The following is a 17,427-nucleotide window of genomic DNA, read 5'->3' on the forward strand; positions in this document are numbered from 1 at the left end:
GAATAAGCGACTACTTATTCCTTTTGAGTTGTCTAGCTCAGCACTACCTGCTGGGCGCTCGTGCATGGAAGAAAGGTCAAGCTGTCTGTAACAAACCTTTGGCAGGAGCCACGCGGTAAGTCACCAGTAGAGTAGATGACGCAGCCTGGAACCGTCTGCTTAAGGCACTCTAGCAAGTCCGACCCGGGATGCATGCCATCATTGGAGGCCGCTACCCAGAATCTATTAGCTTCAAACTTTTGCATTCGCGCGGCATTCAGATTGTAGCGGCTGCCGTGATGAGGCAGTTGTACTAATTGGTAGAGGCTGAGTTGATGACCTCCGTGTTCTATTGACTCAAAAGATGGCTCACTGGCATCGGCTGTGAATAGGCATTTATTACCCTGCTCTGTTAACAGTTCCAGTACTACACTGGCTTTGTTATCATGCGAAGGATCTTTGTATTTAGCAATTGCGCGGCAGGGGTCAGCTCCGGCCTCCGTTTCAGCGAGTAATATTTTCAAGAGGGGCCCCCGAGCTATATCACGTCCAGCTGCTTCCATCATTTGTTTGTAGAATGTTGGGGTCGGACCCAAAATGCGTAGGTAGACTTGATAAGGCTTCGGTAGTAGCGTAGTACCAGCAAAAGCGTTTCGGTGCGCAATACCGAGTTGTTGCAACTGCTTGTCAAGGCTGCTGGCCTGCTTTAGTGACTCGGCCAGAAACTGTGCCCTTTCCCAAAGCTGGGAATTCTTGAATATATACCGGGTCTTATCTCGTACTTTTTCCAAAAGTACGCGACTACCACAAGGACCAATTGGGTTGTTGAAATAAACTGCCTCCACTTGATTGCCCTGCTGGTGAAGCTGCGTTACCAAATGTTCCATTCCACCCAAATGGTCACTATGCATGTGCGTATTGACAGCAATGATATAAGGTAATGGCTGTAGCGCTCCCTTTATGCAAGCGTTAAAATGGTCAAGAATCAACTTGGCATCACCCTTCTTTCCGGCGTCTAAAAAGACTACGTAGTCCCGTGTATGGTCGCGGGCCCAAATGATACTGGCATCGGCCTTATCAAGGCTTAGAACATCAATGGCAAAGTGCATAAGAGCGGGGGCTAATGAATCGAAAATTAGCAAGCCAAGAGCTGCCAAGCAATTCACATACCCGCACTATGTACTGGCTAGCGAAGCTAGGCTATATAAAGCGCAACGCTACCACCATATAATATATGCCTCACACCTAGCTGCCATATCTTTTAGCAAAAAAGCTAAAATTCATGGCAAAGCTATTGTCTTTGGGCAACTGAAATATTACTTTGCCTAGCTCTTTATATTATTCACTCCGCTTATGTCTTCTAAAGCCAAAGAGGTTATTGTACCGCCAGTAGGCGTGTTCCGGGTAGTTTTTCTCTATGTAGGACAGGGCGACGCAACCATTCTGGTCGTGCCGTACGGCTCGACATTTCGTTACGTGCTACTAGACAATAATATTGACCGTAGCGCCGGGGGCATCAACACGGAAGAGCTGCTCAAAGACCTGCTCGACGACGGACTCGACGTGTTTATAAATACGCACCCTCACCGCGACCACACCGAAGGTATTGAGGCCATCCACGAAACTACTCCAATCAAGGAAATCTGGCACTCAGGGCATAAACCTGGCAAGGACAGCGATAGTGCCTATCAGGAAATGCGCCGGGTAATAAAGGATATCGGCCCGGCCAACGAGTTTAAGCTTTTTGGCAGTAATTCGACTAACAAGATTCGTAAGGCTGATGGCAGTACGACAGTGACAAAATTATTGGGTGACATTACTTATCAAGTATTGTCGCCCGCCGAATATTTATGCGATGATATTGCTGAAGGTGAGGATAAGGAACGAGACCGTAGAATTCATGAGCACTGCGCCGTTATTCGGTTTTCCTATGGCAACCCCACGCGGCATATTCTGATGACAGGCGATGCTGACCGCGTGGCTTGGGAAGAACACATTATGCCCTACCATCAGACAATGGTCAAGGCTGACGTACTAAGCGCGGTACATCACGGCTCGCGCACGTTCTTCAAGTACCACGGCGACGACGAGGATGTGTATGAAACTCACATTGAAACCATCGCACCGGAGTACGTGATAGTTAGCGCCCCTAAGCAGGACGAGAGCCGTCATAAGCACCCACATGATGATGCAATGGACTTGTACGAAGAGCATGTCAGCGACCCGGCCAACGTGTTACACTCCGGCAAAAACAGGGAATCATTTATCGTAGACATTCACCCTGATGGCAACTGGACGGTAACTCCTGACCAGGAACTATTAGATGCCTACGGGTACGACAATGACGGAGGGGATGGCAGCAAAACCAGCGGCCGAAGCGCGTCGGTTAGTTCCTCGCGTCCGGGCACCCGTTTGGATAAACAACCTATGGGAACTGAGCATGAGTAAGTGGTTTGAGCGCCATCCGGACATCCTGTATGCAGAAGCCGACCAATTGGCCTCCACTAGTAACTACGAGCAGCTGCAGCACGAGCTGAGCAATCTCTTTCTCTCAGTTGGTAATATCCTCGTTCGAGCTAATGGCTGCCTCACGCGATTTCCCGTGGCTATTGTGTATGCTGAAGCTACTCCCTATGCTTTGCCCGCAGTATTTCTACTCGACAAGCCGTTGGTGGAAACGGAAGTAAAAACCTTGGCTACACTGACCTGTGATGCCGCCGCTCAAGTACTTCAACAGAGAGCCAAGTTTTATTTCAAGCGCCACCAGAACCCAGACGGCAGTCTCTGCTTACTAGAGCAGGATAACCTTGATCGTCATGGGGCCGAGTTTTATGATGCCCGCAGCATTATTCGCCGGGTGCAACAGTGGCTGACGGCACACCTGCTAGGCCAGTCCATGCCGGAAAGCCAAGAGGTAGAACTGCATGCGCATTACCCTCACCGACTACCCGTGCACGTGTTGCTAACTGCGGCATTCTATGGAGTTGGGGTTGGTCGGGGCCGGTTTTACCTGCTACCGATAGACCTGTATGCTACGCAACAAGAACACCAACTATATATTGGTGCAGGCCTTATGTCCGACCCCGCACCGACTGATGGCACAATAATCTGGCCGCACATGCCGCAGGGCCTGCGTACTCCGCAACAGCTAGCTCGTCAGCCCGGCAAGCTCAAACAGGCAATCAAAGACAATAAGTTGCTAGAAGGCTACTGGTGGTCGCTGTCTAGCGAGCCACCCGTATTTGCCGATGGGTTGGTCCTGTTACAATATCTAACTGACAATGCTTCTACCGAGGGGAGCAGTCCGCCGATTTGTTGTGGAAACCCCTCAAAGATCGGCGCGATTACATTTTCATTGGTTTGTGTTTTCCCAACCGACACGCACAGCCGGAATGGCTGCTGTTGACCTTAGAAAAAACGGGCAACTTGTTCAGAGCTGACTACGCACGGCGCAACGTGGCTGAGTTGCTTCAGAACTACCGAGTGGCTTCATGTCACAGCGAGGCATTTCGCGACAAAGATTATCATCTGCGTAACAGTGGCCGGGTATCTTATGAATTGGTGCGCGAGCAGGCTATGACCGTTATAGGTTGCGGGGCACTCGGCAGTGAGATTGCTGACTCACTAGGGAAGGCTGGGGTAGGACGCCTGAAGCTTCTCGATAATCAAACGCAGTATCCGCACAACAGCGTCAGGCACCTTGCAGGCCTGCACTTAGCTACCCTACCCAAAGCGGTGGCCGTAGCACAGGTAGTAGCCGATCATAATCCCTTTGTCAAGCTCGAGATAGTAGTGGAAGATATACTTCGTGGGGAGTTTGCCCAATACATGTTACCAGTTGGCATCGGCATCTGCTCTATAGCTGATGACAACACAGAAGCCTACCTAAACGAACAGGCAGTGTCGCACAAGCGAACAATTTTCTACGCCCGGGCACTTCGTGGTGGCAAAGCTGCCCGTATTTTCCGGGTTGTCCCAGGCATAGATGCGTGTTTCCACTGTCTGACGCTATATCGCCACGAACACCACCTGGACTTTATAGATGTACCCGAAGACACTGCTTTACCCACCTTGCGTAATGAGTGCAACAACCCTATCCGACCGGCTAGCGCAGCCGACCTCAAGCTGATTGCAGCCATGACCAGCCGCTTACTCCTCGATCATTTGCAAAATCCTGCCCCCGCTGCTCCTAACCATTGGGTATGGACTACCGAGACTCTTCCTGACCTGCCAGAAAATATAGGTGTGCCATTCAGCCTGAATATGCGTAGCCTGCCACCACACCCAAATTGCCCTTATTGCCAAGCGTTACATAAGTTGGGAGTGCGCATAGAACATAGCGCATTGGACTTTATGCGGCAATTGACCTTGGCCACCCCGGGGATTGAAACCGGCGGGATCCTGATTGGAAAGGTTAGTGCCGGCCTCGTGCATATCCAGTACGCTTCGCCCCCGGACCTAAAGCCGTGCGAACAGCTACACGCTTCGAGCGTGATGTAGAGTTTTGTCAGCAGTTTCTTAATGTTTATGCGGCTCAAGGGCTGCTGTACCTAGGGGAATGGCATAGTCATCCGGATGAAAATAATATGCCCAGCACCACGGATTTGACTAGCTTAGCCCGAATTGCGAAACAGCCGCAGTACCTAACCACAATGCCTATTATGCTCATTTTTGCCCGCTCTGGCGAAGTAGCCTGCACGGTGCATCCCGTTAGCGCAGCTTACTATCCATGTGTGTTAGACACGGTCGATCCCACTGTGGAAACTATCGAGGAGTCGCCTGCGCATTAGTTGTCAGCACACATGAATCGTGTGAATTAAGCTATCTGGTTCAAAGCTGAATTAGTGCAGAATGCATTAGTAGCTTCCATCATGCATTTTTGGAGGCAGTGTCTTGCACGCAGGCGGTGCGGCTGCCAGTAATTTTTTTGATTGCTGTAGCAGAGATATACATTTTGCTTTCTTTACTGATCTTATGGCGCATCAGCTCCCTTAAGATGAGGTTACTATCTGAAAATCGGATAATAATCTGAACTTATGTATAACAAGTATTAAGTGAAGAGCTTATTTCATAAATATATGTACTTCACTGCCTTGACGATTCCATCTACCTTAATTATTCTCAGCATCCACATCCCTCTATTTCATGGCCAACCTCGACCTTTCCAAGCTGCAAGAATTACTTCAGAATGCGGAAGCTAACGAAACCCTGCTGCAGCGAGTGCGCAAAAACATGAATCAAGTGGAGGTGCTGTTAGGCGAGATCAGCCAGATGCTGGAGCCCGGCTACACGCCTGCAAAAAAGGAGCGCCAGCCCAAGAGCACGGGTACCGGCAAAGGCCCCGGACGACCCAAGAAGAACGCGTAAGGCCCCAGATAACTATGCCTCCCTTTCAAGCTTTCGGGTCGGGCTGCCGTATGTTCTTGGTTAGCTTCGTCTTGGCAACCCTCTTGTTGGGCTGAAGCTATGAATCGTGGCGCGGCAAGCATGGAAGCGGGTACAAAATGAGCATTGCTGCTGGGCCAGCTGTCTTGACTATGACAACCATCGGGGTGGGGCTACTGAGCTATTGGCTGTGGCATGCCAAGAAGAAGCGATAACCCCCTTCTCTAAATCCGGTCAACAGCTTATCTAATAGAGCGTGGCTCCTACCAACTAAGCCGATACCTCTGTATTAGGTTGGTTTTATTTCGTTTCTGTATAAAAGTTACATGCTAAGAACGGTGCTCCCTAGCATGTAACCTCGTCTTTCTTGCCAAGAACCAGGTTTGTCTCTGGGCTTCGGAAAGCATTTTTCCGGCGCCTATCTTGTCGGAACGCTCTCGCTTCTTCGCTCCCCACCCCGATGAAAGGCTTCCCTACAGCCCTCGTTCTCTTCCTGCTCTCTCTGCTTGGCTGTCGCTCGCACTCGGCCCAGCCCGCGCGGGTAGAACAACGCACTACTGCCACGGGTCAGCAGTATACTCTCTTTCATCCCGACCACCTGGCCCTGCAAGTGGTTACGCGCCTCCCCAGCCTAGACCAGCGCGAGTGCCAGCTCAGTGTCGCCGCGGCCTATACCGACTTGCAAACTAATCAGCCCCTGGATCTGCTCGTGGATCAGGGACAACTGCGGCAAGCACAAGCCACGGTGGGCTGGCTCGATGGCGTCTTAACGATTGTCGATACCACGCTGACCCTCACGCGAATTGCGCCGGGTCAGACTCCACCCAGCGCAGAACTCGAGCAAGTCCGTCGCCAGAAAGGAACCGTACTGTTGCAAGAGTTGCTCGTTTACCAAGGGCAAAACCTAAAACCGGCGGGCGGCAGCTTGTTTCAGCGCCGAGCCCTGGTCGAGTTTAGGGATCATCGGTTTGCCGTGATCGAGAGTGTGTCGGATTCGCTCACCATGCATCAGTTTGGCGAGGATCTGCGGGCGTTAGGGGCCCGCAATGCGTTGTATCTGGACATGGGCGATTGGGATGAGGGCTGGTACCGTAAGGGCAAGAGCGTCGTCAAGCTCGGCTATCGCCGAACGCAAACGGCCCGTCAGTCCAATTGGCTGGTCTTTGTCGAGCCCGAGTCCGCGCGGTAGCCGCGATAGGCAGAACGAGGCCTGCTGCTAAACAGACCACTTAAGAAACAAGCCGAATGGCACACCTCAAATATTACTGGATCGCCCTAACTGTTTTATCCTGTATCGTCTTGTACGCCCTTGATCGAAATGATCATAGCATTGTCTCGGCCATATTAGGCTTGCTGTTCTTGTCCTTCTTCCTGTATTATGTAGTCAAGCTGAGCGTATTTATATACCGTAAGCAGCGGCGACCCAAGTAAAGAATTGGGTAGTTGTTAAGGAAGGATCTATTAGCTAGTTCAACTTAGGTTTCTAGAAATCGACGAGGACTTATACCGCTCACTCGAAAGTGGAAATAGCTTTTGACCACTTGGCTAGGGCGAGGTCTAAAAGCTTATCAAAGTAGGTATTTGACTTTATCCTAGTGCTGTTAAGACAAAACTTATACAGTTGTACATTATTATTTTTAATTGACCTTTTCCGTAATTAGGTCGGATAACCCTTACTTAGCGTTTAGTTCGCACAAACACGCCCTTTAAGGCCAATACGCGCCCTTCCAAGGCCTGTGGCTCCATGTCCAACCGGTTGGGAGCCTTTTCCAGATTGCCTAACTGCAACAAGCGCAAATAGTCCCCTACTTTTTGGTGCTGCGTGGTCAGGTAGACATGATACACTTGGCGGGATTGCTGACTATAGGTGACCACGAGTTGGAGGGTATCTTGACGGAACGAGCGTTCGCGCATGGTGTGGCCGTTGTTGAGGACCACGGTGGGCAGCAGGAGCTCTTCCTGGCGGGCCGTTGGTAAGAGAGCCGCCACTTGCTCGATGTTTTTGGTCAGCAGCAGCGGCACATTAAAGACGGGCTTTAAGGGCTGACCGGCCTGTTGGTTGAACGCGGGCATCCGCTGGCAAGAAATGAACGGAAGTAGTAGCAATAGCAAAGCGAGGCGCATGTGGTCAACTGAATAAGGGTAGAATAGCGAAATAGGTCGGAACAATATCCGTCGTCAGAGGCAAGCAAAGCGGTTGATCGAGTCGAAGATATCGTTTTATCAGGCCGGTTACCTAACCGTGCGGTAGACAGAGTACTAGGAAGTAGTACATGCACTTTTCTGCATTAAGTAAGTGATCTAACGGGCAAGAACCCGAAACAGGTGCTGGAATAATAGGTTATGGAGCAGCCGCTCTTAGCTAAAAGGGCGGTGTGGGTCAGCGCGAACCAACCGGCTGAATGAATTAGCTGCCAGTGTCAAAAGCGGCTTTCCAGTCTTTCTAGCTACTTGGTAGAAGTTATTATTTGGATGGCTTTATCGCGTAACTCATCCTGCCCGGCTCGCAGTCCTTCGGCCGTCGGATGGACTTCAACATCGGGCACGATGCCGACGCGTTGGGTTTCGCGCCCATCCGGGTAGTACACGCCCGTCCCCGAAATGCGGGTAACCAGGTTGCCCGGCAACACGATGCGGGAAATATCGCCATCCGCGCCCCCGGTCTGACTACCTACGATGGTAGCGCGGGGGCCAGCACGTAGGGCCATCGCGGTATACTCGCCTTGGCTGAGCGTGATCTCGTTCACCAACACAACCACTCGCCCCGCATACGGCGTGGAACCGGCCGGCTCAATGGGTTTGGGCTGGTATTCGACAAAGCGGCCGGGATACCGCGCATCAAAGGCGGCAAACTTGGCAAAGGCCGTGGGTTTGCTGATGAAGTACGACAGGAGCTGGTTGGTGACAAACTCGCCGGGATAGTTGCGCAGGTCGAATACGATACCATCCGTTTGCTGAAAGGCTTGCATGATCGTCGGTAGCTTGGCGCGAGTGATAGTGGCCAGGTTTACATACCCGATTTTCGGCGTTAAAAACCGGTAGGTGCTATCCCCCACGGCCGGCTTAACCGGCGGCACCGTCCCGAGCTTGAAGCGCGGGGCAGTAAGCGAGAGTGACTTGCCGGCGCGCAGCACTTTCACTTGCATTTCCGGGGTGTTGCCCCGTAGCAAGTTCACGGCCAGCGAACGCAGTTGCGCCGCTTTGTTGGAGCCCGGTGTTAGAGGCAACCGTTGCTTCACCCATTCGTCCACACTCACCCCATCGACCTCCGTTATCCTATCGCCGGGTTCCAAGGGTGGTTGTACCACCTGGCCATCGTGGCGCACGCGGATCACCATTGCTTGGTCATTGACGAACTGCACCGCGGCGGCCACGATATAGTCTCCTTCCAGCGGGCTCAGGACCGGGTCCTGCGTGACCGTGGCGTGGCTGTCGTGCAGGTCGGTGAACAACGCCAGTGCCGTTTGGCGGTATTCGAGCGCATTTCCGGCCCCGAGGAAGCGTGGAATGTACGTCGACAGCATCTGTTGCCAGTCGGTGCCCACGGCGTACTTGTAGGGGAAGAAATAGGCCACGATGTTCCAGTACCGGTACAGGGCCAGCAGGCGCAGGCCGGTGTTGGGGTAGAGCTGCGCCGCATACGCTTCCTCATGAGGAAAGGCGGGAGAGGCGGCATTGCCCTGGCCTACGTAGTAGGGTTCCCCTGGTAGCGGTTGGCTGCTACGTGCGTCAGGAGCTGCGATAACGCCGGACTCAGGTTCTTTTTATCAGCGAGCCAGCGCAAGTCCGGGGCCACCCGAACCGGTTGACTTGGCTTGTCGGCACATTTCGCGCAGGTGGGCACCGGCCCAAGCGCGGTGATCCAGGTACTGAGCGCGGCGCTGCGTTCCGTGGCATTCTTGCTGGCTAGCACCGTGGGCAGGACCTTGAATAGCTCGGCATCCCAATCCCGCTGCCCAGCCGCTACGGCCGGATGATAATATTTGAGAAAGCCCCAGACTTGCCCGAGCACAGTTAAGTTTTCTACTTGTTGCGCGGTTGGCTTGGTAAGATTTAATTCTGAGGCAGCAGGAGCGGCTGTAGCCGTTGCCGTCGCTATTTGCGCTTTAGAATGATAAACAGACCCACTCAGTAGCAGGAGTAGCAAGTAGAGACGGATTATCATAGATAGTAATTAACTCGAGATACGACTTAGGGGAAGCCTCGTCTTTAAAGGCGGCATCGTACGTACGCCTTTTGTCTGGCGACGGCCCGTTCTTTTTTGCGGTCATGATACAAGATAATTACGTCCTACTCCTGTCCTTCTCAATTTGATCATCTCCAGTCAACTGCTTGCTCTTTATAGCAAGTTATCTGGCTCAGGAAAGTCGAGTAAGTCCCGTAATGGTATTTTCAATCCCCGCGCAATACTGGCCAGCACGTCCAAGGTAGCACATAGGTGTGCTGTCTCGACGCGCTGAATTGTAGGTCTGCTCAAATCGGCCTCATTGGCTAGCGCTTGTTGGCTCATACCACGCTCGATGCGCAGGTTCCGCAAATGCGTGCCAAAAGCCTGTATAGTTGCCGGATTTTTCACTGCCCCGAAGGACAGTGGTCAATAAATCAGTATTCGTATCGTATACGATACATTTTACGGTCGAACTTTTTATGTTTGCTACATCATCAGGGTCTGGTAGACGCTGATGGCATTCTTCCATCCTTTCTAAAACAGCTGACTTAATTACTTCCCCATTGCCATGTAACATCTGGGCTCCTCATCTTTTATTCCTTCATCTGCTCTTCTCTATTGACTTTCGCTATGATTCGCTATTTACTGCCTTTTGTGCTACTAAGCGCGTGCGCTTCTCCCTCTGAGCCAGCTACGTCAACTACCCCCCGGCCGGTTCACCACCTGCAGCGCAGCAAACTGCTCCTATTGATGCGAAAAACGGCTTTCGCGACCACCACTTCGGCGATGACTTGCGCTCCTTCGCCGGGTTGGAGCTGAATCCGCACCAATCATCCCCAGTGAAAAAGGTTTACGAGAAGCGCGATGAGCAAAAAATGATTGGTACGACACCGGTCCTGATTCTGCGCTATAATTTCTACCAAGACAAGTTCTGTGGTGTTGATATTGAAACCACGCTGGACGTGCTACCGGCGCTGGTGAGCTTGTATGGTCCCGCCACCCAGGCTGATTCTGGGCGGCAGCAGTACTGGTGGATCGGACAAACTGCTACAGCCACCCTGCAAAAGACGCCAGGAGCGGCTCCGTGGCTAAGCATCTGGAACAATGAGTTGCGCGCCCAGCTGGAGGCAGCTGAAAAGGCGGCGACTCGGCAGCAAGGCAAAGCCGCGAGCGCCGATTTATAAGCTAAAGAAAGAATGCTGTGCACAGTGAATAAAGCTGGCGCACCGTTCTTGCTGAATCGGGGCTTGCTCTACATTCGGATTGCTGCGCACTTGCTGCTCATTTACTTGACTTTGGATTTTACTATTTGACTCTTCCCTTCTTCCCTACCCGTATGAGTGACGTACAAACAATAAAAGTGGTCATTGAAGTGGAACTGCGTGAGCGTGCACCAAGCACCCTTTACTTCCCGAATCGGATCCGGATGCGCAAGGGCAGGAATACGAGCAAGCTTTATTCGCCGCGCTCCGAGCGGATCCCGAGTGCTATGCCGAGTTTGTCAGAACACTCATTCTTATGAGTGTGGAAGCACATGGGATCCATAGGATGCTCCCGGGGCTAGCTCAGATTCACGATACCTATACGGCTAGTCTAGACGTATTAGTAAGCTTGCTGCCACGCTTTCCCGAGCCCGCTCAAGCGTATTTACAAGAAGGCATCATTAAAGGCTGGATTATGGATGGGGAGGATAGTCTCTTCAATACGATCGAAGCTACCCCGGTTCGGTTGACGGTGGAATATCCGCCCAAGCTGACGTGATTTTATAAAGAGCATTGCGCTCATGGTATTATGGTATTGTTAGTTTCATGTAAGGCCCAAGCGTAAGCTTGGGCTTTTTTGTGGGGTAGCTACGCAAGTATCGAGTTTCTCTAATAAAATGGCCTAGCTGAATTAAAGGAAATTATCTTCTCAGAGGGAGCACACGGTATATTACTATAAGTGAATAATGGTGGCTCTAATATAGCCTCTAACTAGACCCTACTTCAAACCAAGTTGCTCGATGGGCGCCATCCTATGCATCCTACTCGGGAGTTACATTGCTATTAGCCTGTATCACCCGGCTTCCGGCTCATCTGAGTTTAAGAGATTACCCTAAGATTGACCTAGGGATGCGTTGTGCCGTATTCAGCAGTTAATGCTTAATCTGACAAGTTTTCTTGTGTTATAATGAAATTTCAAAAGGGGAAAATTAGGGTCTTCAACATACGAGATACTGTGTTAAAAATTTCATTTTTGTATTGATAATGAGAGCGTTACATAATCGCGTTGTTGCGATTATATAACGTATCCTCACGAAACTGTACTGCTTGAAATGAAGAGCTTCTAGTTAAGGAATCGCTCATTAAGCTCTTTCGCAAATAGGCACACCTATCAATCCACTGGCAGGGGCAAGGTGACCTTACACCACAGTAGTAGGTTTCCGCGACTTAAAGGAGAATTAAATACCCGTAGGTAACAATCAGTGCAAAGAGTCTACCGAGCGTACTATTACTCAATTGGAGAAGTGTTAAAAATACATGCAATGTATTCCTCTTAAGGAATAGTTAGAATTGTAGTGCTTTGAACCTGTTTATAAGCTGGGTCAAACGCTTGATTTTTTTTCCAGAGCGCATAACATAATAGAAGTAGTTTGCGCATAACAGCAATCAATGGAGCTTTGGCATTGGATTTACGCACTTTTAATCCTTCGAAAAAGGCCTTAAGTCGTGGATTGCAGCGTTTGCTACTCATCGCGGCCATGTACAGAGCCGTGCGTAATCGCGTATTACCTCGCCGGGAGATACTGCTCGGCTTGGAAGTCAGTCCGCTTTGTTTTTGCACAACATCCAACCCCGCATAAGAAGCAAGCTGACGTTCATTTTCCGTTAAAGAGAATCCACTCGTCTCACTAACCACAGCAATAGCCGTTGCTAGACCAACCCCCGGTACGCTTGTTAACAGAGCGATTTTGGACTGTAATTCAGAATCTTTTGCCACCAATTGGGCCAACTCCTGATTCACCTCTTCTATATGTCGGGCAAGCATTTGCTGCCGCTCCACCAGCCGGGCTATAGTGCGGGCGTTTGGCTGGTAAGTGTGCTCGTAAGCGTGCAACTTGTTTTTGAGCCGTGTGCTATCATGCTTAAGCGCGTCGAGTTCGCGGTAAAGGCCTCGCATAATACGCATTGTGGAAGTTGCAGCTGTCCAGATAGGCAAATCATGTCGTTCTAAGCCTAAACGGCACAGCATGCGAGCATCCTGCTTATCAGTTTTGCCTTTCTGCTTTGTGCTATGAGCAAAGTGCTTGACCTTGAAGGGTAGTAACACGCTTACTGATTGCTGGTGGTCAGCTAGAAAGTAAGCTAATTCCTCATAGTAAACGCCTGTCGCCTCGACCACAAATATAAGTGGGACTCTGGCTAGCCGTAGTTTCTTTACCCAAGTTAACAGATCGGCAAATCCGGCTTGCGTGTTAGCAAATGTTTTATCGTCGGGCTTATCAAGTTGAAGTTGCAGATTAGTATCCAGTGAACCAAAACGAGCAACAAAGCTATCCTTGGCAATGTCGATACCGACAGCATATTTGAGAAATTTAGAACGGGAGATTGGCATAAGCAGAAGATGGGAAATAGTGGAGTTAGCACAGCCAAACTTGTTTTTGCCACAACTATCCTCGTAGATGCGAGATGCTTTAATTCCCAAAGGAGCTCTCTAGATACTGTTCAGCCTCAAGGCAAAAACGGAAATAGAGCACCATTTCTTACAATCAAGATCACTTCGTGTCTTTGCTTTAGTTTGGTGTCTCTATTTCCTGGTTTAAGCTGTTGTAAAGCTATACGATCAATCATGAATTAGGTCTATAATTTAGGACTTTGCCACTAAAATTAATTGCGTTGATTTAAGCCAAAATCCTTCTAAATTCTACTTTAGAAGCTATATTTTAGAATAAATCAGTCTGACATAAAATTGTGTTCCACTAGTAAACTGAGTACATCAATATATTTTTCTTAAAGGAAGTCATTAAGTAGAATTTCCATCTAACCAATCATTAGTTTAGACATAGCTGCAAACTATGAGCAGTAAGAATGAACGGACAGGCACTCCAACTTCGAAGGCTATAAGAAAACGCCAACATAGTTTTTAATTTTTGCTGCCCACCTATCGAAGTTCTTCCAGTTGAAAGTTGTGTTTAGCGATACTGATGTGGCTGCCTCTCGCTTAGCTTAGTGTTATGCATACTTCCGAACCGTCCCTATGGGCAGTATGGCCAACCTGACATGCAACTTATTTAAACTGCTTGATTTACTTTGAGAAGTCACCCTACTCACACAGGTAGGCATTGAACTAGATCCTTCCTAGCATATTGTGTAGTACTAAATAATATATGATTGGATTTACATATCAACCCGTTGATTAAATCAGAACTTATACAAAGCCATATTGTGAAGATAAATTGTCTCTTGATAACCTAGTGGCCCCGCAGAATCTGTGTTATTATTTTCATTTACGCACGCCATAGTAAGCGTAGCACGGACATCTTCAGGAACGTTTGTCCGCGACGGGTGCGAAAGCCCGCCTCATTCAATTCGGTGGCAATCTGCAGCAGCGAAAGCCCCTGCTTATGTAGCGACATGGCGAGGCGTTTGGCTTGGCGGTTCTGCGGATTCTCAGCCGCATTAACTTTGCGTATTTGCAAGCTCTTGGCAATGGCCGCCATGGTCAGGTTCTGTGGGTTGCCCAACACCTCCCCCTCGCCTTCTTAGCGGCGAGGGCATCCTTGGTGCGCTTGCTAATTGTCTCCCGCTCGTGTTGGGCAATGATAGCAAAGATTCCCACCGTAAGGGTATTGGCGTCGGGCATGTCGCAGCAAACGAAGTCCACGCCTGAATCCCGCAAGGCTAGGATAAAGCCCGCATTGCGCGAAAGCCGGTCGAGCTTGGCAATGAGCAGCGTGGCCCGGGCTTCTCGCGCGGCGGCGATAGCCGCCAGCAACTGCGGGCGCTGGTTTTTCTTGCCGCTCTCTACCTCGACGAATTCGGCCAGCAGCTGTCCCGGTTGTGGCGCGAAGGCATGCACGGCCGCGCGTTGCGCTTCGAGGCCCAGGCCGGACTGGCCTTGCCGAACGGTGGAGACGCGGTAGTAGGGAACGTAGCGACGGGGGAGCATGCGAGGGAAAAACGGGTGGAAAGAGCCCGCAAGTTAGGGATCGTAACGTTTATTGAACGCACGTTCAATAAACGTTACGATCCTTTCCTTTTCCAGAACTGGCCTCCTATTTCTAGTCTAAAAGCTATTGGTAATAATTGCCCCGCTTAGTATAAAATTCATTGGCGCCCTTTTTTAGACTAGGCCCGGTTACGAGAAGATAGTGAAGTAACTGTACTTGGCCCTACCCCCACCCCTACAGATATCTTAGCTACTCGTTCTTGCGGCGTACTTTGTTGTTGAAGTATAGAGAACAGTTTGCTGCTGCCATTATTTGAAGCCTGCCCGAATTCCACTTCCCACAGCCGGGCTTCCCTGTGCAAAGCTCATCGGGACTACCAAGATTCTCGGCTCGAAAACTAGCTGTTTAAGTACGCCAATCGCACTGGTATTTCCTGCCTCCACCAGTAGCTACTCTGCCTTAGATATTACTTCTTGGTTTTGCTGCCCACCAAAGAAAATAAATATCACTTTACACAGCTTGTCGACCTTGACTGGAATGGTCACTTTTATGCATAACGCTCCAGCTGTTCGTATCGAGTTGAGCGCTGTGAGATGCAAAACTCAAGTTCCTGTTTTGTTTGGCTCTGCTTAGCGGTGGTAAACGCTTAGGCGTTTAACTGCCAAATGCCGCACCTTGTAAACCGTGTTAAACCAGTCCTCGGGCAGAGGTTGCACAGTACGAAGTCGCTGCCACTTACTCGTTCAATCAACGTAGCAGTTAACAGGAAGCATTGCTAGTTTCCACTTCGACACCGACGTCTGCACGAGTTGATCTTTGCCCTCCCCCTCGAAAACTCGGCACTATCGGTTATTAAGGGGCTGCAGTCAGTACCCCAGCCATAAAAAAAGATTTGATTAGCGGAACTACCGGCCAAACCGGCTGCTTCACTTACGGGGCTTTCTCGCGTGCAAGACCAGAACGCAGCAACTTGTTATGATTTCGAGCACAGGAACTCCCTCCCATTACATGCGGAAACGCTTCTGATTCTCAAAGGTATAGACAAAGCGCCTTACGACTATATAACAGTAACATATCCAATACACTTTACATACTCAGTTAGTCTAGCATTTTTGGCATACTCAGAAAATGCAAAAAGTTTAGCAAGTTAAACAAGCCATGTATTTTCAGTATACTGAGTATGTTCAAAATACAAGATGTACTCAATATGGTGCGTATACTCAACAAATCGAATGTATTCAGTATGTTTAACTGAACCAAGACTACTACCCATCATGCGCATTCTCACCTTTGCCAACCACAAGGGGGGCGTCGGCAAAACTACCAGCACGCTCAATGTCGGTCAACAACTGGCCGAACGCGGCCACCGGGTTCTCTTCGTGGACTGTGATCCGCAGCACAACCTGACCATGAGTTTTGCTACCCCCGTACCGTATCATTTAGGCCATGTAATTCGAGGCGACCGCACCCTCGCGCAGGTGGTCACCCCGGTCAGCAGCCAGCTGGCAGTGGTAGGGGCAGCATTGGAATTAACTCAGATGGAGAAGATTCTCGGCCAGCAGCCTGCCTACCAGTTTTTTCTGCGCGATGCCTTGCAGGAAGTGGCAGGCCAATTCGATTTCGTGCTTATTGATACCCCCCCAGCGCTCACTAGCTTAACTTACGCAGCTTTGGTTGCCTCGGAAGCGGTGTTCATTCCCGTTCAGCCCGAGTATTACGGCTATGAGGGTCTCAATACCCTGCTCGAAGCATGCAAAGTGATGAGCAAGAATTTCAATGCCAAGCTGAAAGTAGGGGGCTTGTTTTTAACCAAGTACTCCTCGGCCTACCGGTTAACCCTCCACCACGACGTAGTGGCTACCATGCGCGAGAACCCGGTACTCGGGCAATTAATGATGGAAACCAGTATCCGCCAAAACGGGAAACTTTCGGAAGCGCAGATCGAAAAGCAAAACCTTTACGAGTACGCCCCCACCAGCAACGGGGCCGTTGACTACGACCACCTTACCACTGAAATTCTTTCCCGGCTATGAGTCGTCCCCCTAAAAAACGTTTCGGTGCTAATCTTTCGCAGCCGAGCAGCCCCACCCCGGATCAATTGATGTTTCCGGCCCTGAATGCGCCAGCTTCCGCCGCGCCCCTGAACCGGCCGCAGTCGACGTGGGGAAGAAGAAGACCGGTGGGTGCCTTTTGGCAGCTACACGCGCCTGAGCACCTATCTCCAGCTCAAACAAGCGGAATTCTGGGAGCCGGGCTTCGAGATCCGCGAGTTTGTCGAGCAAGCCCTGCACGCAGCCTTGACTCAACTGCCCGCCGCCCAACGGGAGCTGCCCCCGCATGTACTCGAGAAGTTACGCAAAACCAACCGCAAGCTGAACTCCAAGTAGTATATTTTAGCACAACCCGCAATTTCGGTTTTGTGCTTTTTTATATCATTTCGTTTCTGGCTTGGTTTGGCTTTTAAAGCCTTCCAAAAAATAAACTACTAGCTAGTTTTATTTGATTAGTAAACTTATAGTATTACTGATGTTGTATCTGCTTGATAATCAAAAAGATACAAGCATAGGTTGCTACAAGATTGACGTGAGGCTGCTACATTTATGACGTCAAGGTGCTACAAGAATGACGTCAGGGTGTAACAAGATTGACGTCACCTTTTCCAGGTTGCTACAAGAATGACGTCAGGTTGCTACAGAATTGACGTCAGGTTGCTACAAAAATGACGTGAGTAAAGACAGGTTGCTAC

The 17,427-nt window shown here is 50.2% G+C and carries 18 protein-coding genes; 10 read left to right on the forward strand and 8 right to left on the reverse strand.

What is annotated here, in order from left to right; all coding sequences use genetic code 11:
* Window positions 1-32: 32 nt before the first annotated feature.
* The gene (locus MUN86_RS30780) at window positions 33-1,088 is read right to left on the reverse strand and encodes a ComEC/Rec2 family competence protein (RefSeq protein WP_245127732.1); all 1,056 of its coding nucleotides are present in this window, start codon (window positions 1,086-1,088) and stop codon (window positions 33-35) included.
* 244 nt (window positions 1,089-1,332) lie between these two features.
* Between MUN86_RS30780 and MUN86_RS30785 the strand changes: the two genes are divergently transcribed.
* The 6 genes from MUN86_RS30785 (at window position 1,333) to MUN86_RS30805 (ending at window position 6,553) form a co-directional block, all read left to right on the forward strand.
* The gene (locus tag MUN86_RS30785) at window positions 1,333-2,427 is read left to right on the forward strand and encodes a ComEC/Rec2 family competence protein (RefSeq protein WP_245127733.1); all 1,095 of its coding nucleotides are present in this window, start codon (window positions 1,333-1,335) and stop codon (window positions 2,425-2,427) included.
* On the forward strand, window positions 2,420-3,385 hold the full coding sequence (locus MUN86_RS30790; protein WP_245127734.1) for a hypothetical protein: 966 nt from the start codon (window positions 2,420-2,422) through the stop codon (window positions 3,383-3,385). Before MUN86_RS30785 ends, MUN86_RS30790 begins: the two co-directional genes overlap by 8 nt.
* Window positions 3,340-4,479: a ThiF family adenylyltransferase gene (locus MUN86_RS30795; RefSeq protein WP_245127735.1), complete on the forward strand. Its 1,140-nt coding sequence runs from the start codon at window positions 3,340-3,342 to the stop codon at window positions 4,477-4,479. The genes MUN86_RS30790 and MUN86_RS30795 overlap by 46 nt, the downstream gene beginning before the upstream one ends.
* Window positions 4,446-4,769 carry a Mov34/MPN/PAD-1 family protein gene (locus tag MUN86_RS32650; protein ID WP_375379543.1) on the forward strand — a complete coding sequence of 108 codons (324 nt, stop codon included), beginning with the start codon at window positions 4,446-4,448 and terminating at the stop codon, window positions 4,767-4,769. Before MUN86_RS30795 ends, MUN86_RS32650 begins: the two co-directional genes overlap by 34 nt.
* Before the next feature lie 355 nt (window positions 4,770-5,124).
* Entirely contained in the window at window positions 5,125-5,346 is a 222-nt protein-coding gene (locus MUN86_RS30800; protein ID WP_245127736.1) for a hypothetical protein, read from the forward strand.
* 478 nt (window positions 5,347-5,824) lie between these two features.
* Entirely contained in the window at window positions 5,825-6,553 is a 729-nt protein-coding gene (locus MUN86_RS30805) for a phosphodiester glycosidase family protein (protein ID WP_245127737.1), read from the forward strand.
* A 488-nt stretch (window positions 6,554-7,041) separates the two neighbouring features.
* Here the strand turns inward: MUN86_RS30805 and MUN86_RS30810 are convergent, their stop codons facing one another.
* The 4 genes from MUN86_RS30810 to MUN86_RS30825 all read right to left on the reverse strand — a co-directional run bounded on the left by MUN86_RS30810 (window position 7,042) and on the right by MUN86_RS30825 (window position 9,940).
* Complete coding sequence (locus tag MUN86_RS30810) at window positions 7,042-7,488, reverse strand: hypothetical protein (RefSeq protein ID WP_245127738.1); 447 nt, start codon at window positions 7,486-7,488, stop codon at window positions 7,042-7,044.
* A 323-nt stretch (window positions 7,489-7,811) separates the two neighbouring features.
* Window positions 7,812-8,939 carry a S41 family peptidase gene (locus tag MUN86_RS30815; protein WP_245127739.1) on the reverse strand — a complete coding sequence of 376 codons (1,128 nt, stop codon included), beginning with the start codon at window positions 8,937-8,939 and terminating at the stop codon, window positions 7,812-7,814.
* 110 nt (window positions 8,940-9,049) lie between these two features.
* Entirely contained in the window at window positions 9,050-9,529 is a 480-nt protein-coding gene (locus tag MUN86_RS30820) for a hypothetical protein (protein ID WP_245127740.1), read from the reverse strand.
* Between the two features lie 174 nt (window positions 9,530-9,703).
* Window positions 9,704-9,940, reverse strand: coding sequence for a helix-turn-helix domain-containing protein (locus MUN86_RS30825; protein ID WP_245127741.1), 237 nt, complete (start codon window positions 9,938-9,940; stop codon window positions 9,704-9,706).
* A gap of 431 nt (window positions 9,941-10,371) precedes the next feature.
* Between MUN86_RS30825 and MUN86_RS30830 the strand changes: the two genes are divergently transcribed.
* Window positions 10,372-10,716 carry a hypothetical protein gene (locus MUN86_RS30830; RefSeq protein WP_245127742.1) on the forward strand — a complete coding sequence of 115 codons (345 nt, stop codon included), beginning with the start codon at window positions 10,372-10,374 and terminating at the stop codon, window positions 10,714-10,716.
* A gap of 364 nt (window positions 10,717-11,080) precedes the next feature.
* On the forward strand, window positions 11,081-11,293 hold the full coding sequence (locus tag MUN86_RS30835) for a hypothetical protein (protein WP_245127743.1): 213 nt from the start codon (window positions 11,081-11,083) through the stop codon (window positions 11,291-11,293).
* A gap of 774 nt (window positions 11,294-12,067) precedes the next feature.
* On the opposite strand, the gene MUN86_RS30840 is transcribed toward MUN86_RS30835, so the two are convergent.
* From MUN86_RS30840 to MUN86_RS30845, 3 genes are all read right to left on the reverse strand, one after another.
* A complete protein-coding gene (locus MUN86_RS30840) occupies window positions 12,068-13,126 on the reverse strand; it encodes an IS110 family RNA-guided transposase (RefSeq protein WP_245127744.1) in 1,059 nt (352 codons plus the stop codon).
* 892 nt (window positions 13,127-14,018) lie between these two features.
* Window positions 14,019-14,231, reverse strand: coding sequence for a hypothetical protein (locus MUN86_RS32175; RefSeq protein ID WP_311182730.1), 213 nt, complete (start codon window positions 14,229-14,231; stop codon window positions 14,019-14,021).
* 2 nt (window positions 14,232-14,233) lie between these two features.
* Complete coding sequence (locus MUN86_RS30845; RefSeq protein WP_311182732.1) at window positions 14,234-14,680, reverse strand: recombinase family protein; 447 nt, start codon at window positions 14,678-14,680, stop codon at window positions 14,234-14,236.
* Between the two features lie 1,275 nt (window positions 14,681-15,955).
* Here MUN86_RS30845 and MUN86_RS30850 point away from each other — a divergent pair.
* Both MUN86_RS30850 and MUN86_RS30855 read left to right on the forward strand, forming a co-directional pair.
* Window positions 15,956-16,714, forward strand: coding sequence for a ParA family protein (locus MUN86_RS30850; RefSeq protein WP_245127745.1), 759 nt, complete (start codon window positions 15,956-15,958; stop codon window positions 16,712-16,714).
* Window positions 16,715-16,864: 150 nt separating this feature from the next.
* Window positions 16,865-17,068, forward strand: a complete 204-nt coding sequence (locus MUN86_RS30855) for a hypothetical protein (RefSeq protein WP_245127746.1) — start codon at window positions 16,865-16,867, stop codon at window positions 17,066-17,068.
* Window positions 17,069-17,427 lie beyond the last annotated feature (359 nt).

Origin of the sequence: Hymenobacter volaticus, from assembly GCF_022921055.1 — a bacterium.
GTDB lineage: Bacteria > Bacteroidota > Bacteroidia > Cytophagales > Hymenobacteraceae > Hymenobacter > Hymenobacter volaticus.

What these genes read in the sequence shown, in the direction of transcription:
- MUN86_RS30780 (WP_245127732.1), bottom strand. Translation starts at nt 1,088, where the DNA reads ATGCACTTTGCCATTGATGTTCTAAGCCTTGATAAGGCCGATGCCAGT.
- MUN86_RS30785 (WP_245127733.1), top strand. Translation starts at nt 1,333, where the DNA reads ATGTCTTCTAAAGCCAAAGAGGTTATTGTACCGCCAGTAGGCGTGTTC.
- MUN86_RS30790 (WP_245127734.1), top strand. Translation starts at nt 2,420, where the DNA reads ATGAGTAAGTGGTTTGAGCGCCATCCGGACATCCTGTATGCAGAAGCC.
- MUN86_RS30800 (WP_245127736.1), top strand. Translation starts at nt 5,125, where the DNA reads ATGGCCAACCTCGACCTTTCCAAGCTGCAAGAATTACTTCAGAATGCG.
- MUN86_RS30805 (WP_245127737.1), top strand. Translation starts at nt 5,825, where the DNA reads ATGAAAGGCTTCCCTACAGCCCTCGTTCTCTTCCTGCTCTCTCTGCTT.
- MUN86_RS30810 (WP_245127738.1), bottom strand. Translation starts at nt 7,488, where the DNA reads ATGCGCCTCGCTTTGCTATTGCTACTACTTCCGTTCATTTCTTGCCAG.
- MUN86_RS30820 (WP_245127740.1), bottom strand. Translation starts at nt 9,529, where the DNA reads ATGATAATCCGTCTCTACTTGCTACTCCTGCTACTGAGTGGGTCTGTT.
- MUN86_RS30835 (WP_245127743.1), top strand. Translation starts at nt 11,081, where the DNA reads ATGCTCCCGGGGCTAGCTCAGATTCACGATACCTATACGGCTAGTCTA.
- MUN86_RS30840 (WP_245127744.1), bottom strand. Translation starts at nt 13,126, where the DNA reads ATGCCAATCTCCCGTTCTAAATTTCTCAAATATGCTGTCGGTATCGAC.
- MUN86_RS32175 (WP_311182730.1), bottom strand. Translation starts at nt 14,231, where the DNA reads ATGGCGGCCATTGCCAAGAGCTTGCAAATACGCAAAGTTAATGCGGCT.
- MUN86_RS30845 (WP_311182732.1), bottom strand. Translation starts at nt 14,680, where the DNA reads ATGCTCCCCCGTCGCTACGTTCCCTACTACCGCGTCTCCACCGTTCGG.
- MUN86_RS30850 (WP_245127745.1), top strand. Translation starts at nt 15,956, where the DNA reads ATGCGCATTCTCACCTTTGCCAACCACAAGGGGGGCGTCGGCAAAACT.